Annotated in this window: 14 protein-coding genes, 1 tRNA gene and 1 pseudogene; 10 read left to right on the top strand and 6 right to left on the bottom strand. The window is 71.6% G+C overall.

Going from position 1 to position 13,033, the window contains the following annotated elements; translation table 11 throughout:
• The first annotated feature begins 104 nt into the window (after nt 1-104).
• Nucleotides 105-1,598 carry an NAD-dependent succinate-semialdehyde dehydrogenase gene (locus tag FIV43_RS13805; protein WP_141014594.1) on the top strand — a complete coding sequence of 498 codons (1,494 nt, stop codon included), beginning with the start codon at nt 105-107 and terminating at the stop codon, nt 1,596-1,598.
• Nucleotides 1,599-1,616: 18 nt separating this feature from the next.
• On the opposite strand, the gene FIV43_RS23870 is transcribed toward FIV43_RS13805, so the two are convergent.
• From FIV43_RS23870 to dcd, 3 genes are all read right to left on the bottom strand, one after another.
• On the bottom strand, nt 1,617-1,973 hold the full coding sequence (locus tag FIV43_RS23870) for an SIP domain-containing protein (RefSeq protein ID WP_196780804.1): 357 nt from the start codon (nt 1,971-1,973) through the stop codon (nt 1,617-1,619).
• Entirely contained in the window at nt 1,970-2,596 is a 627-nt protein-coding gene (locus tag FIV43_RS23865; protein WP_196780803.1) for a siderophore-interacting protein, read from the bottom strand. Before FIV43_RS23865 ends, FIV43_RS23870 begins: the two co-directional genes overlap by 4 nt.
• 63 nt (nt 2,597-2,659) lie before the next feature.
• Nucleotides 2,660-3,235 carry a dCTP deaminase gene (gene dcd, locus FIV43_RS13795; RefSeq protein WP_141014593.1) on the bottom strand — a complete coding sequence of 192 codons (576 nt, stop codon included), beginning with the start codon at nt 3,233-3,235 and terminating at the stop codon, nt 2,660-2,662.
• 98 nt (nt 3,236-3,333) lie between these two features.
• Here dcd and FIV43_RS13790 point away from each other — a divergent pair, with 98 nt between their 5' ends.
• Together FIV43_RS13790 and FIV43_RS13785 are read left to right on the top strand one after the other, a co-directional pair.
• Nucleotides 3,334-4,149, top strand: coding sequence for an SGNH/GDSL hydrolase family protein (locus FIV43_RS13790; RefSeq protein ID WP_231123384.1), 816 nt, complete (start codon nt 3,334-3,336; stop codon nt 4,147-4,149).
• 44 nt (nt 4,150-4,193) lie between these two features.
• A tRNA-Gly gene (locus FIV43_RS13785) sits at nt 4,194-4,269 on the top strand.
• A gap of 35 nt (nt 4,270-4,304) precedes the next feature.
• Here the strand turns inward: FIV43_RS13785 and FIV43_RS13780 are convergent.
• Complete coding sequence (locus FIV43_RS13780) at nt 4,305-5,759, bottom strand: MFS transporter (protein WP_141014592.1); 1,455 nt, start codon at nt 5,757-5,759, stop codon at nt 4,305-4,307.
• 99 nt (nt 5,760-5,858) lie between these two features.
• Between FIV43_RS13780 and FIV43_RS13775 the strand changes: the two genes are divergently transcribed.
• Both FIV43_RS13775 and FIV43_RS13770 read left to right on the top strand, forming a co-directional pair.
• Nucleotides 5,859-6,581, top strand: a complete 723-nt coding sequence (locus FIV43_RS13775) for a TetR/AcrR family transcriptional regulator (RefSeq protein ID WP_231123382.1) — start codon at nt 5,859-5,861, stop codon at nt 6,579-6,581.
• The gene (locus FIV43_RS13770; RefSeq protein WP_141014591.1) at nt 6,578-7,207 is read left to right on the top strand and encodes a DUF2461 domain-containing protein; all 630 of its coding nucleotides are present in this window, start codon (nt 6,578-6,580) and stop codon (nt 7,205-7,207) included. The genes FIV43_RS13775 and FIV43_RS13770 overlap by 4 nt, the downstream gene beginning before the upstream one ends.
• A 68-nt stretch (nt 7,208-7,275) precedes the next feature.
• Here the strand turns inward: FIV43_RS13770 and FIV43_RS13765 are convergent, their stop codons facing one another.
• Entirely contained in the window at nt 7,276-7,731 is a 456-nt protein-coding gene (locus FIV43_RS13765) for a nuclear transport factor 2 family protein (RefSeq protein WP_141014590.1), read from the bottom strand.
• A 119-nt stretch (nt 7,732-7,850) separates the two neighbouring features.
• Between FIV43_RS13765 and FIV43_RS13760 the strand changes: the two genes are divergently transcribed.
• A complete protein-coding gene (locus tag FIV43_RS13760; RefSeq protein ID WP_141014589.1) occupies nt 7,851-8,579 on the top strand; it encodes a hypothetical protein in 729 nt (242 codons plus the stop codon).
• Between the two features lie 41 nt (nt 8,580-8,620).
• On the opposite strand, the gene FIV43_RS13755 is transcribed toward FIV43_RS13760, so the two are convergent.
• On the bottom strand, nt 8,621-9,079 hold the full coding sequence (locus FIV43_RS13755) for an RrF2 family transcriptional regulator (protein ID WP_141014588.1): 459 nt from the start codon (nt 9,077-9,079) through the stop codon (nt 8,621-8,623).
• A gap of 480 nt (nt 9,080-9,559) precedes the next feature.
• Here FIV43_RS13755 and FIV43_RS24080 point away from each other — a divergent pair.
• From FIV43_RS24080 to FIV43_RS13740, 4 genes and pseudogenes are all read left to right on the top strand, one after another.
• Nucleotides 9,560-10,249 (top strand): annotated as a pseudogene (locus FIV43_RS24080) (acyl-CoA dehydrogenase family protein); the annotation flags it as partial.
• Nucleotides 10,250-10,554: 305 nt separating this feature from the next.
• Nucleotides 10,555-11,340 (top strand): acyl-CoA dehydrogenase, encoded by a 786-nt coding sequence (locus tag FIV43_RS24075; RefSeq protein WP_456237732.1) that lies wholly within the window; start codon nt 10,555-10,557, stop codon nt 11,338-11,340.
• A 152-nt stretch (nt 11,341-11,492) separates the two neighbouring features.
• The gene (locus FIV43_RS13745) at nt 11,493-12,038 is read left to right on the top strand and encodes a hypothetical protein (RefSeq protein ID WP_141014587.1); all 546 of its coding nucleotides are present in this window, start codon (nt 11,493-11,495) and stop codon (nt 12,036-12,038) included.
• Between the two features lie 67 nt (nt 12,039-12,105).
• Nucleotides 12,106-12,954: a maleylpyruvate isomerase family mycothiol-dependent enzyme gene (locus FIV43_RS13740; protein ID WP_141014586.1), complete on the top strand. Its 849-nt coding sequence runs from the start codon at nt 12,106-12,108 to the stop codon at nt 12,952-12,954.
• Nucleotides 12,955-13,033: the final 79 nt, after the last annotated feature.

The raw sequence follows: 13,033 nt of genomic DNA, 5'->3' as shown, positions 1-13,033 counted from the left end.
GGCCTCACCGCCGCGCCCCGCCGCGCCGCCGACCCGACGGCCCGCAGCACACCGGCGCGTTCGGTCGGCCGCGGGGTCGGTGCGCCGCCACCCCAGGAGCCCTGATGAGCACCACCACCGAGACCACCCTCCCCACCGACTCCACCCTGGACCGGTACGTCGCCGGCCTGGCGCCCGAGCACGGCCTGCGCATCGGCGGCGGGAAGCACGGCGTCGCGGCCACCTTCGCCGTCCGGGACCCGGCGACGACCGCGGTGGTCGCCGAGGTCGCCGACGCCGGGACCGCAGAGGCGGCCGCGGCCGTCGACGCGGCCGCCGCGGCCTTCCCGGGATGGCGGGACACGCCACCGCGGCAGCGTGCCGAGGTGCTGCGCCGGGCGTTCGAGCTGATCCTCGCCGATAGCGACCGGCTGGTCGCGCTGATCGCCTGCGAGAACGGCAAGTCCCGCGCCGACGCGCGGGCCGAGGTCGCCTACGCCGCCGAGTTCTTCCGGTGGTTCGCCGAGGAGGCGGTCCGCACGGACGGTGACTTCGGTCCGGCTCCGGCCGGTGGCGCGCACACGCTGGTCACCCACCGGCCGGTGGGGGTGGCCGCGCTGGTCACCCCGTGGAACTTCCCGGCGGCGATGGCCACCCGCAAGATCGCGCCGGCGCTGGCGGCAGGGTGCACGGTGGTGCTCAAGCCGGCCGCCGAGACCCCGCTGACCGCGATCGCTTTGGCCGACCTGCTGCGCGAGGCGGGGGTGCCGTCCGGGGTGGTGAACGTGGTGCCGACCACCGCCGCCGCCGAGGTGGTCGGCACCTGGACGGCCGATCCCCGGGTCCGCAAGATCTCCTTCACCGGCTCCACCGGCGTGGGCCGCACCCTGCTCGGGCAGGCCGCCGACCGGGTGCTCAACGCCAGCCTGGAGCTCGGTGGCAATGCGCCGTTCGTGGTCACCGCCGATGCCGACCTCGACGCCGCCGTCGCCGGCGCGATGATCGCCAAGTTCCGCAACGGCGGCCAGGCCTGCACCGCCGCCAACCGGTTCTACGTGCACGCGGAGGTCCACGACGCCTTCGTGGCGAGGTTCGGAGCCGCGATCGAGGCGTTGCGGGTGGGTCCCGCCGCCGACGCCGACTCCGAGATCGGGCCGCTGATCACGCCGGCGGCCCGGGACCGGGTGGCAGCGAGCGTCGACGCCGCCGTCACCGCCGGCGCCCGGATCGCTCACCGCGCGAGCGCCCCGGCATCGGGTTGGTTCTACCCACCGACCCTGTTGACCGGCGTCCGCGCCGAGGATCCGCTGCTCGCCGAGGAGATCTTCGGTCCGGTCGCCCCGGTGGTCGCCTGGCAGGAGGAGGACGAGCTGGTCCGCCTCGCCAACGACACCGAGTTCGGTCTCGCCGCCTACGTGTACGCCGGCCGCCTCCAGGACGCGCTGCGCATCGCCGGCCGGATCGAGGCGGGCATGGTCGGCGTCAACCGTGGGGTGGTCTCGGACCCGTCCGCGCCCTTCGGCGGCGTCAAGCAGAGCGGCCTCGGCCGGGAGGGGGCCCGCGACGGCATCCGGGAGTATCAGGAGGTCCAGTACTTCAGCGTCGACCTCGGGGTCTGACCCGGGCGCACGGGTGCGTCAGGAACGCATCGCGACGCCCTCGCGCCAGTAGCCCATGAACGCCACCTGGGAGCGGTCCAGGCCGAGCTCCTTGACCAGCGTGCGGCGCAGCCCGGTGACCACCTTGGACTCGCCGGCGATCCAGGCGTAGAGACCGGGGAACGGGCCCTCGCCGGTGGGCACGGTGGTCGCCGCGGCGACCTCCTCGCCCGAGGAGGAGTAGACCGGGGTCTCCCAGAGGTCGGGGTCGATGTCGTCCTCGGTGACCTCGCCGAACGCCGGGGCCGAGCGGCCCTGCTGGTCGGCGAGGTGCGCGAGCACCGTCGGCGCGAGGTCCGCGCCGCGCCCGCCACCGGCACGGGGCAGCCAGGTCACCGAGACACCCTCGGGGCCGGCATGTCGTCGTACTGGTCGGCGGGGGAGACGGTCTCCAGGAAGACCGCCCCGCGGGCGTCGGCGGGCAGGTCGCGCAGGATGCCGCGGATCGCCGGCGCCGCGGTCTCGTCCCCGACGATGAGCAGGCGTTCGGCGTCGCCGGGGGACCACTCGATGCCGCCGAAGAGGTGGCCCTTGCGCGGGCAGAGGACGATCAGCTCCTGGCCGGGGGTGGCCTGGAGGGCCCAGGCGTTGCCGGCGCCGGACGGCTCCTCGCCGGCGGCGGGCTCGTGCACGACGATGTCGACCACCAGGCGGGTGTCGGTGCCGCTGCCGACCGCGTCGCGGATCGTGTAGGTGCGGATCGACCCGCGCTCGTCCTCGGGGATCTGCTGCCAGGTGGTCCACCAGGAGTCGTCCATGCCGTCGAACGAGGGCAGGTCGCCGGCGGCGTTGGGGAAGATCAGCTTGATCCGCTGGTCCAGGATCGGGCCGTCGACCCCGAACTCCGCCAGCCGGTCGCAGCCGATCTCGATGCGGACCACCGAGGGGCTCACCCGATCCACGGAGTGGACCGTCACGCGGTCGAGGATCATGGGCAGCTCGTCGACGTAGGTACTCACGCCGACGACTGTACTAAGGCGAGCCTAACCTGGGCAATCCGGCCGCCCGGCGGGCCGGCGAGGTCAGATCGACGTCCGGTGGAAGCTCTGGAAGGACCGCGACGGCGTCGGGCCCCGCTGGCCCTGGTAGCGCGAGCCGTACTTCTCCGAGCCGTAGGGGTGCTGCGAGGCGGAGGTGAGCCTGAAGAAGCAGAACTGCCCGATCTTCATCCCGGGGTAGAGCTTGATCGGCAGGGTCGCCACGTTCGCGAGCTCCAGGGTCACGTGCCCGGAGAAGCCGGGGTCGACGAAGCCGGCGGTGGCGTGGGTGAGCAGCCCCAGGCGGCCCAGCGACGACTTGCCCTCGACCCGCGCCGCGACGTCGTCGGGCAGCGAGACCACCTCGTACGTCGAGCCCAGCACGAACTCGCCCGGGTGCAGGATGAACGGCTCGTCGCCGTTCGGCTCGACCTCGCGGGTCAGGTCCGACTGGTCTGCGGCCGGGTCGATGTGCGGGTACTTGTGGTTGTCGAAGACCCGGAAGAACCGGTCCAGGCGCACGTCGATGCTGGACGGCTGCACCATCGACGGCTCCCACGGATCGAGGGCGATCCGGCCGGAGTCGATCTCGGCAAGGATGTCGCGGTCGCTGAGCAGCACGCGCCGTACCTTATCCGAGCAGTGACCCGTCCCACGGGCTCCCGGCGGGACGTGGACCCGCTGCCGCCCCGAGGTGCCCGGCGGCGCACAATGGCGCGGTGGTCCTCGATGCACTGATCCCCGGTCGGTTCCGCCGCTACGTCGCCGTCGGCGACTCCTTCACCGAAGGCGTCGGCGACCCCGACCCGGGCCGGCCCAACGGCGTGCGCGGCTGGGCCGACCGGTTCGCCGAGGCCCTCGCCGCCGGCGACCCCGCGGTGGGCTACGCCAACCTCGCCATCCGGGGCCGCAAGCTCGCCGGCATCCTCGACGAGCAGCTCGCCCCCGCGGTCGCGCTCCGCCCCGACCTGGTCACCGTCTACGCCGGCGGCAACGACATCCTCCGCCCGCGGGTCGACATCGACGCCCTGATCACCCGGTACGACGACGCGATCGCCCAGCTGCGCGGCACCGGCGCCACCGTCCTCGTCTGGTCCGCGTTCGGCGCCCGATCGTCGAAGGCGTGGAAGCCGATGCGCGGTCGCTTCGCCTACTACAACGAGGGCGTCCGGGAGATCGCCGACAGCCGGGGCGCGGTGCTCGTCGACTACTGGCGGATGCGCGAGTACGACGACTGGGGCTACTGGGACGTCGACCGGCTGCACATGTCCTCGGCCGGCCACGCGCTGATGGCGATCAAGGTGCTCGAGCGCCTCGGTATCCGGCACGACCTGCCGCACCCCGAGCCGATCGTCCGCCCCGTCCTCGACGCTCGCGCGCAGCGGGCCGCCAACCGGCAGTGGGCCCGTGAGCACCTCGGTCCGTGGGTGCAGCGCCGGGTCACCGGACGCTCCTCCGGCGACGGCCTGTCCCCGAAGTACCCCGACTACGTGTCCCCGCTGACCTGGGCCCCGCTGGAGTCCGCGCAGCAGTGAGGTAGCATCCTCCACGCCTCGGCGGTTGAGCCGACCGGGTGCATGCGGATGTAGCTCAGTTGGTAGAGCGCGACCTTCCCAAGGTCGATGTCGCGAGTTCGAATCTCGTCATCCGCTCCAGTTCTTCCTTGCTCGTCATCCGCTCCAGTCCGTCCTCACCCGTGCTCGTCGGTCGCCCGCGAGTCGGTCAGGCTCAGCGCTCCCCATCCCGCGATGACCCCCACCACCACGGCCAGCAACGCGTAGGTGATCCGCTCACCGTGGAAGAACGAGGTGACCAACGCGTGGCTCCACGCGCCGGCGGGCAGCGCGACGGTCACCAGTGCGGCGATCAGGGTGCCCACCACCGCCGTACCGACGCTGGTGCCGACCTCCTGTGCGGTGTCGTTGAGGGCGGCGCCGAGCGAGGTGCGGTTGCTGGGCATCGCCTCGACCAGGGCCACCGCGCAGATCGTCATCACGGTGCGCAGTCCGACGGTCAGCGTGACCATGCAGACCGCGATCGGCAGGTATCCGTGGTCGACCGACCAGGCCAGTCCGGCCAGCGATCCGGCCAGCAGGCCGGCGCCCACCAGGCAGGCGATCCGGTGGCCGAACCGCCGGACCAGGCCCTCCGAGATCGGGGTGGCGGCGATCATGGTGATGATCAGGGGCAGGTTGGCGAGGCCGGCGCGGACCGGACTCCAGCCGTAGGCGAACTGGAAGTGCAGGATCAGGCCGAACATCACTCCGGCCATCGCGATGGAGGTCCCGACCTGGGCGATCGCGGCTCCGCGCACCGTACCGTCGCGGAAGAGGGTCAGGTCGAGCATCGGGCTCGGGGTGCGCCGCTCGTGCCGGACGAAGCCGATCAGTGCGAGCACCGCGCCGAGCACGGAGCCGACGGTCAGGACGGAGAGCCAGCCGTGCTCCACGCCGCTGGTGAGTGCGTAGCAGCCGAGGCCGATCGCGGCGATGCTCAGCAGGGCCCCGGGCAGGTCGAGCCGGTCGTCGGTCAGGTCCTCGGGCCGGTCGGCGGGGACACCGAGCCGCACCCCGAGCCAGGCGATGAGTGCGATCGGGGCGTTGACCAGCAGCAGCCACTCCCACCCGACGTGGGCGAGGGCGGTGCCGCCCAGCAGCGGGCCGAGGATGAAGCCGCTCATCCCGACCACGATCATCAGCGTCATCGCCCGCATCCGCAGGGCCTGGTCGTCGAAGAGGCGGAACACCAGGGAGTTGGTGATCGGGGCCATCATCGCGGCGGCGATGCCGAGGGCGGCGCGCAGGGCGATGAGCTCGCCGGGGGAGTGCACGGCGATCACGGCGAGGCTGATCGTGCCGAACGCGGCCAGTCCGACCAGCAGCACGCGCCGCCGGCCGAGGCGGTCGGCCGCCGAGCCTGCGGTGAGCAGCAGGCCGCCGAAAGTGAGCGAGTACGCCGCGGTCACCCACTGCAGCCCGGTGGTGCCGGAGCCGAGGTCGCGGCCGATGGTCGGCAGCGCGATGGTCAGCAGCGTGTTGTCGACCATCTCGACGAAGAAGGCGAGGCACAGCGCGAGGAGCGGGATCCAGGCGGCTTTGAGGGAGCCGTAGGTGCGGACGGCGCGAGAGGCGGTGATGGAGCTCATGGGACACCTCCTGGTATCGAACGCCGTTCGACTATCGAACGACGTTCGAAGAATAGAACAATGTTCGATGATCACCAACTCTGTGATGGGATGAGGGCCATGGCACCAGCGGCACGCACCACCGGCGACCGGCGACGACGGGCCTCCCACTCCATGGAGGCCGTGCTCGCCGAGGCGGTCCGCCTCCTCGACGAGGCCGGCGAGCCGGCCCTCACCTTCCGGGCGCTGGCCGGGCGGCTCGGCGGCGGCGTCGCCAGCATCTACTGGTACGTCTCCAGCAAGGAGGAGCTGCTCGACCGGGCCACGGACCACGTGCTCGAAGGGGTGCTCACCGCGACCGACGACCTCCCCGTCGGCGACGACCCGCTGGCCGACCTCCGGGTGATCGCGGTGACCCTGTTCGACGCCATCGCCGAACGGCCCTGGCTCGGGGCCTACTTCATGCGCAACACCGACGTGCAGCCGCACGCGCTGCGGCTCTACGAGCGGCTCGGCCAGCAGGTCCTCCGTCTCGACCTCGACCCACGGCAGAGCTTCCATGCCGTCTCGGCGGTGGTCGGTTACGTGGTCGGGGTCGCCGCCGACATGGGCCGCCAGCCCCCCCGGGAGGTCCTCGACGGAGAGCTCGACCAGGCCGAGTACCTCGCCCGGTACGCCGAGCACTGGCGGGCCATGGACGCCGAGGAGTTCCCGTTCCTCCACGTCATCGTCGACGAGTTCGCCGACCACGACGATGCCGACCAGTTCAGTGCCGGCCTCGACCTGCTGCTCGCCGGCCTGCGTCTCCAGGCCGACGCGGGTCGTCGTACGCTCGGGACGTGACCTTCGAGGGCTTCCCCGTCGCCGCGCTCGACTTCTACGACGACCTCGAGGTCGACAACACCAAGTCGTTCTGGGAGGCGCACAAGGCGACGTACCTGGAGCAGGTGCGGGCGCCGATGACCGCGCTCACCGACGAGCTGGCCCGGGAGTTCGGGTCGGCGAAGGTGTTCCGCCCTTATCGCGACGTCCGCTTCGCGAAGGACAAGACGCCGTACAAGACCCATCAGGGTGCGTTCGTCGGCGTGACCTCCGCCTGCGGCTGGTACGTCGAGGTCGCAGCGCCCGGTGTCCGGGTCGGGGCCGGCGTCTACGAGGCGTCCGGGGACCGGCTCGCCGCGCTGCGCGAGGCGATGGCCGACGATCGGACCGGGCCGCAGCTCGCCAAGATCCTGCGCGGGCTGGAGCGCGCCGGCTTCGAGGTCACCGGCGACCGACTGAAGACCGCGCCCCGTGGCTACGAGAAGGACCACCCGCGGATCGAGCTGCTGCGGATGCGCACGGTGCTGGGGATGCGGTCCTACGGCTTCGAGCCGTTCGTGCACACCCCGGAGCTGCTGGACCGGGTACGGGCCGACTGGCGGGCGCTGCGGCCGCTGGTCAACTGGCTCAGCGACGCGCTGGATTGAGCGAGCCCCATTCGGTTTGGTCGCGGATCCGCCGTTGTCCCGACCGATCCGAATGGGGCTCGGCGAGGTCAGCCCGCGGCGGTGAAGCTGGCCATCGTCCGCTCCGGCTCCCAGAACGCCTTCATCGACGCCACTCGGCCCTCCTCGTCGACGACGTAGACCATGATCAGGTCGGTCACGGTGAAGGACCCGTCGGGGAACGAGGTCTTGATCCGGCCGATGTTGGCGCAGGTGTTGGATCCCGGATTGGCGAACGAGTCGTCGATGGTGAACTCGAAGGTCGCGATCGGGGCGATGGCCTTCTCCCAGAACGCCGAGATGCCGGCGTGGCCGTGATGTCCCTTGCCGTCCGGGTCGAACATGGACGGTCCGACGGGGTCCTCGAGCACCGCGTCCTCGGCGTACACGGTGAGCCACTCGGCCAGATCGCCCTTGGCGACCGCGGAGTAGGAGCGCTGCGAGGCCTCCCGGGCGGGATGCGGGTCGTTCGGTGCGTTCCAGACGATGGCGTCGGAGGAGATCATGAGCGCATCGTAGGCGAGCAATAGAACGTGTTCTACCCCTGGGAAGGGTGCGACTGTCGGTCGACGCGAGTCCACGGGCGGTTCACCGTGCGGACATGCGGGACTGGAATCGTGCCGGTATGAGCAAGAAGCGGAAGGCTTGGGTCCACGTCGGCCTGCCCGGCTCCGCCGATGTCGTCGAGGGAGCCCTGGCGCACCACCGCGAGGCGCTCCTCGAGCTCGGGTTCGCCTCGGTCGCGCACACGACCTCGGAGAGTTTCGGTGCCGCTGTGGAGATCCTCCGCGCGCACAAGGAGTGGGGCCTGGCGCGCGCAGACGTCGAAGGTGAGTGGACGCGCCAGGTCCGGCGTGCCGACAAGGAGCGGGCCGACCTCGTGTTCAGCCAGCACCTGCTCGCCGCGGCGTCCCCGGACCAGGCCGACCTCCTGGTCGACGCCCTCGCCGGCTACCAGGTGCACGTGGTGATCACCGCGGGGCCGGCAGGCGACGTCGACGTCGACGCCGACGGGGTCGACGGGATCCGGCGGCGGTGGTCCTCCGCGGTCCGCAAGCCGGAGCGGGTGCACGTCCTCGAGGTGGGTACGGACCCCGCGGCCACCTGGAAGGCGTTCGGCAAGCTGCTCGGCTTCGGTACGGCGTCCCTGGGGCTGGCCGGCGTGCCCGCGACGGTGCCGCCGTGCACCTCGCTCGCCGAGGCGCAGCGCGAGATCGAGAAGCTGGCCCGACGCAACGCCGCGCTCGAGGTGCGGCTGGAGGAGCTGGACCGCAAGCGCCGGAAGCTGAAGAAGAAGCTGGCGAAGCGCAAGAAGGACGCCACCGCGGAGGGGACGCTCGGGGACGCTGCCTGAGCCGGTCGGCCAGGCCCTCGGGCCGGGCGCGCGACCGTCGGTCAGTGCGGCTGCCAGGCATCCTCGTCGGAGGTCATCGCCGCCACCGCCTCAGGCAGCTTGCCGTCGGCGAGCTGCTGCAGCGAGACCTGCTCGAACACCTCGCGCAGAGAGCGCCGGGCGGCGATCCAGACGTGCTGGAGCACCTCGGCGGAGTCGTTGTAGCTGACGGCCTCCGGTCGCAGCCCGTAGACCGAGACCAGCGGGCCGTCGACGGCGCGGATCACGTCGGCGACCGAGACGTCCCCGGCAGCGCGCGCCATCCGCCACCCACCCGACTGACCCCGCTGGGAGATGACGATGCCGGCGCGACGCAGGTCGGCGAGGATCGCCTGGAGGAATCCGTGCGGGATCTCCTGGAGGCGGCCGAGCTCCTCGGCACTGACGGCCCGTCCGTCGGGGCGGTCCGCCATCTCGATCAACGCTCGCAGCGCATAGTCGGACTTGGCGGAAACACGCATAGGTCCATCATGTCAGATTTCTCGATCGGTTCAGTCGACCTGGGCGACTCCACGGTGGCCCCGGCGGGAGGTCGGTGGCGGCCCCGGCGGCGGGGGGCAGTGGTGGCCTTGGCGGCGAGGCTGGTGGGGGCCCGGCGGTCGGCTCCGGCGCCAGGTCGGTGGGCTCGGACAGGGGCCCCGACGGGGTGGTGGGCGTCAGCCCGACGGACCTGTCGGCCGAAACCCGCACGACACGCCGAGGCGCCTCGGCGTGTCGTGCGGGTTTCACCGGTCAGCCGGTGAAACCCGCACCCCCCGGCGCCCCCGCACCCACCCCGTTTGCTCGGACCGCCTCCGACTCGTATCATTGAAGTTACCGACGAGTAGGCCCCATCCCAACAAGGAATCGGTGGAACTGTGAGCCACTACAAGAGCAACCTTCGCGACATCGAGTTCAACCTCTTCGAGCTCCTGGGTCGTGACGAGTTCTACGGCACCGGCATGTTCGAGGAGTTCGACCAGGCCACTGCCAGCGAGATCCTCTCCGAAGTCGAGCGCCTGTCCCGCGAGGACCTGGCCGCCTCCTTCGAGGACAGCGACCGGAACCCGCCGGTCTTCGACCCGGCCACCAACACCGCCCCGGTCGGGGAGCCCTTCAAGAAGAGCTACCAGGCGTGGATGGACGCCGAGTTCTGGCGCCTCCAGATCAACGAGGACCTCGGCGGCACGCCCGCCCCCAGCTCCCTGATCTGGGCGCTGGGCGAGATGGTGCTCGGCGCCAACGCCCCGGTGTGGATGTACGCCGCCGGCGCTCCCTTCGCCGGCGTGGTGTGGAACAACGCCAACGGCGTGGAGCGCGACAAGCGCGTCGCCCAGCTCATGGTCGAGCGCCAGTGGGGATGCACCATGGTGCTCACCGAGCCCGACGCCGGCTCCGACGTTGGTGCCGGCCGCGCGAAGGCCACCCCCAACGAGGACGGCTCCTGGAACATCACCGGCGTCAAGCGCTTCATCACCAGCGCCGAGTCGGACCTCCAGGAGAACATCATGCACCTGGTGCTCGCCCGCCCCGAGGGCGTCGAGGGCGCCGGTGGGCCGGGCACCAAGGGCCTCTCGCTCTTCTGGATGCCGAAGCACCACTTCGACCACGAGACCGGCGAGCTCACCGGCGAGCGCAACGGGGTCTACGTGACCAACGTCGAGCACAAGATGGGCATCAAGGTCTCCAACACCTGCGAGGTCACCTTCGGCGACCCGCAGGTCGGTGGCGGCGAGCCGGCCAAGGGCTGGCTCCTCGGCGAGGTGCACGACGGCATCGCGCAGATGTTCGACGTCATCGAGAACGCCCGGATGATGGTGGGCACCAAGGCCATCGCGACGCTCTCCACCGGCTACCTCAACGCCCTGGAGTACGCCAAGGAGCGGGTGCAGGGTGCCGACCTGACCCAGGCCGCGGACAAGACCGCCCCCGGGTCACGATCACCCACCACCCCGACGTGCGGCGCTCGCTGCTCACCCAGAAGTCGTTCGCCGAGGCGATGCGCAGCCTGGTGCTCTACACCGCCACCTGGCAGGACCGGGTCCAGGCTGCCACCGCCGCCGGCGAGAAGGACGAGCTGGCCGTCGCGGTCAACGACCTGCTGCTGCCGATCGTCAAGGGCTACGGGTCGGAGCGCTCCTGGGTGCTGCTCGGCACCGAGTCGCTGCAGACCTTCGGTGGGTCGGGCTTCCTGCAGGAGTACCCGATCGAGCAGTACGTCCGCGACGCCAAGATCGACACCCTCTACGAGGGCACCACCGCGATCCAGGGCCAGGACTTCTTCTTCCGCAAGATCGTCAAGGACCAGGGTCGGGCGCTGGGGCACATCGCCGGCGAGATCAAGGCGTTCCTGGACTCCGAGGCCGGCAACGGTCGGCTCAAGGTGGAGCGCGAGCTGCTCGCCACCGCGCTGGCCGACGCCGAGGCGATGGTCGGCCTGATGATCAACGACCTGATGTCGGCCCAGGACGACCTGCGCAACATGTACAAGGTCGGGCTCAACACCACGCGCCTGCTGATGGTGCTCGGTGACGTGGTCTGCGGCTGGCTGCTGCTCCGCGGCGCCGAGGTGGCCCTGGAGAAGCTGGGCGGCGACGCCGGCAAGGACACCGCGTTCTACGAGGGCAAGGTCGCCGCGGCCCGCTTCTTCGCGCAGAACAACCTGCCGAAGATCGCCGCTGAGCGCGCCATGGCCGAGGCCGTGGACCTCTACGTGATGGACCTCGACGAGGCCGCGTTCTGAGGCATTCGTCCGGGGCGTGAGGCCCCACCCGACGCGACGCGAGGCCGTCCGGACCGCAGGGTCCGGGCGGCCTTCGTCGTACCTCGGCCGGGTGGCGGGCGCTGCGGACGGCGGCGGGTTCACCCGGGCCGGCGCGGGGTAGGTTCCCCGGCATGTCGCAGCCCCCGCCGCCGTACCAGCCCTACCAGCAGCCGATGCCGCCCTCGCCGTACCAGAAGCCGAAGAGCAACGGCGGCAAGATCGCGGCGATCGTGATCGCCGCGGTGCTCGGCGGGATGCTGATCTTCTGCGGCGGTCCCGCCCTCGCGTTCTTCCTGCTCGCCAGCAGCGTCGAGGACTCGATCAGCGAGTTCGACGGTGACCGGCGCGGGGGACCCGACAACCCGATCGCCCTCGAGGAGGGCGAGGCGTTCACCATCGACGGCATCCAGTACGACGAGGGGTGGCGGGTCCAGCCACCCGCCGATGAGTACTCCCGCGCCGAGGTCGTCGGGCTGCGCGGCACCAACGAGCGCGACAGCGAGGACTCCAAGTCGGTCAGCCTCGACTTCACCTTCCTGCGCGACAACGAGGAGGTCGGGGAGATCAGCTGCAGCTCCGAGGGTCAGATCTCCTACACCCGTTCGGAGACCCTCGACTGCCGCAGCTACACCGATCTGGGCGACTGGCGCAGCATCGAGGTGAGCGCGGCGTACTGACCGAGCGGCGACGAGGAGCGGACCACCCGGTGTCGGTGGGTCGGGGGTTCCCTTTAGAGTCGCCCGGGTGAGCGATCGCGAGCAACTCGTCGGTTACATCGACGCCTGGGCCTCATCCGTCGACGACTTCGTCGCCCTGCTGGAGTCCCTCTCCCCGGAGGAGTGGGCGCTGCCGACCGACCTCCCGGGCTGGGACGTGCGGGCGGTGGCGGCGCACACGGCGCACCTGGAGTGCGTGCTCGCCGGCCGAGGGGAGGAGGCCGCCGAGATCGGTGAACCGGAGCACGTCACCGGGATGATGGGCCTCTACACCGAGATCGGCGTGGTCAACCGCCGCGAGGTCCCCACCGCGACGATCATCGAGGAGATCCGCAGCGCCACGGCCGAGCGGCTGCGCTCCCTGCGTGCCGAGCCGCCCACCGACGCGGCGGCCACGCCCGCCACCATCTTCGCCGGCGTTCCCTGGAACTGGGGCACCCTGCTGCGCAACCGGCCGCTGGATGTGTGGATGCACGAGCAGGACGTCCGCCGCGCCGTCGGTCGGCCCGGTGGCATGGACACGCCCGGCGCCCAGCACACCGCCGACTACCTCGCCGAGAGCTTCGGGTACGTCGTCGGCAAGCGGGTGGCACCCCCGGCCGGCACCACCGCCGTGCTCGCCGTCGAGGGCAGCCCGGAGATCGCGGTCCGCGTCGACGAGAACGGGCGCGCCCAGAGGCTCGCCGAGACCCCCGAGGCGCCGACGGTCCGGGTGGAGATCGACCGACCGAACTTCATCGTCGCGGCCGGCGGCCGCCGGGCCGCCGAGCCCGACGCGGTCCGGTACGTCGGCGACGCCGACCTCGGCGCCCGGATCCTGGCCGCGCTCGCCACCACCCCTGAGCCGTCCCCGACGTCCGCTGCCGGCCGGCCGTGACGGCGCCCCGCCCGCCCCGTTGAGCCACCGTTGAGCCAGCGTGAAGCAGGGGACGCACCCGAGCCCCGCGCCCCGAGGA

The sequence above is a fragment of the Nocardioides sambongensis genome, from assembly GCF_006494815.1.
Lineage (GTDB): Bacteria > Actinomycetota > Actinomycetes > Propionibacteriales > Nocardioidaceae > Nocardioides > Nocardioides sambongensis.
Note: the sequence above shows the minus strand (reverse complement) of the source record. Positions and strands in the feature narration are given on the sequence as shown.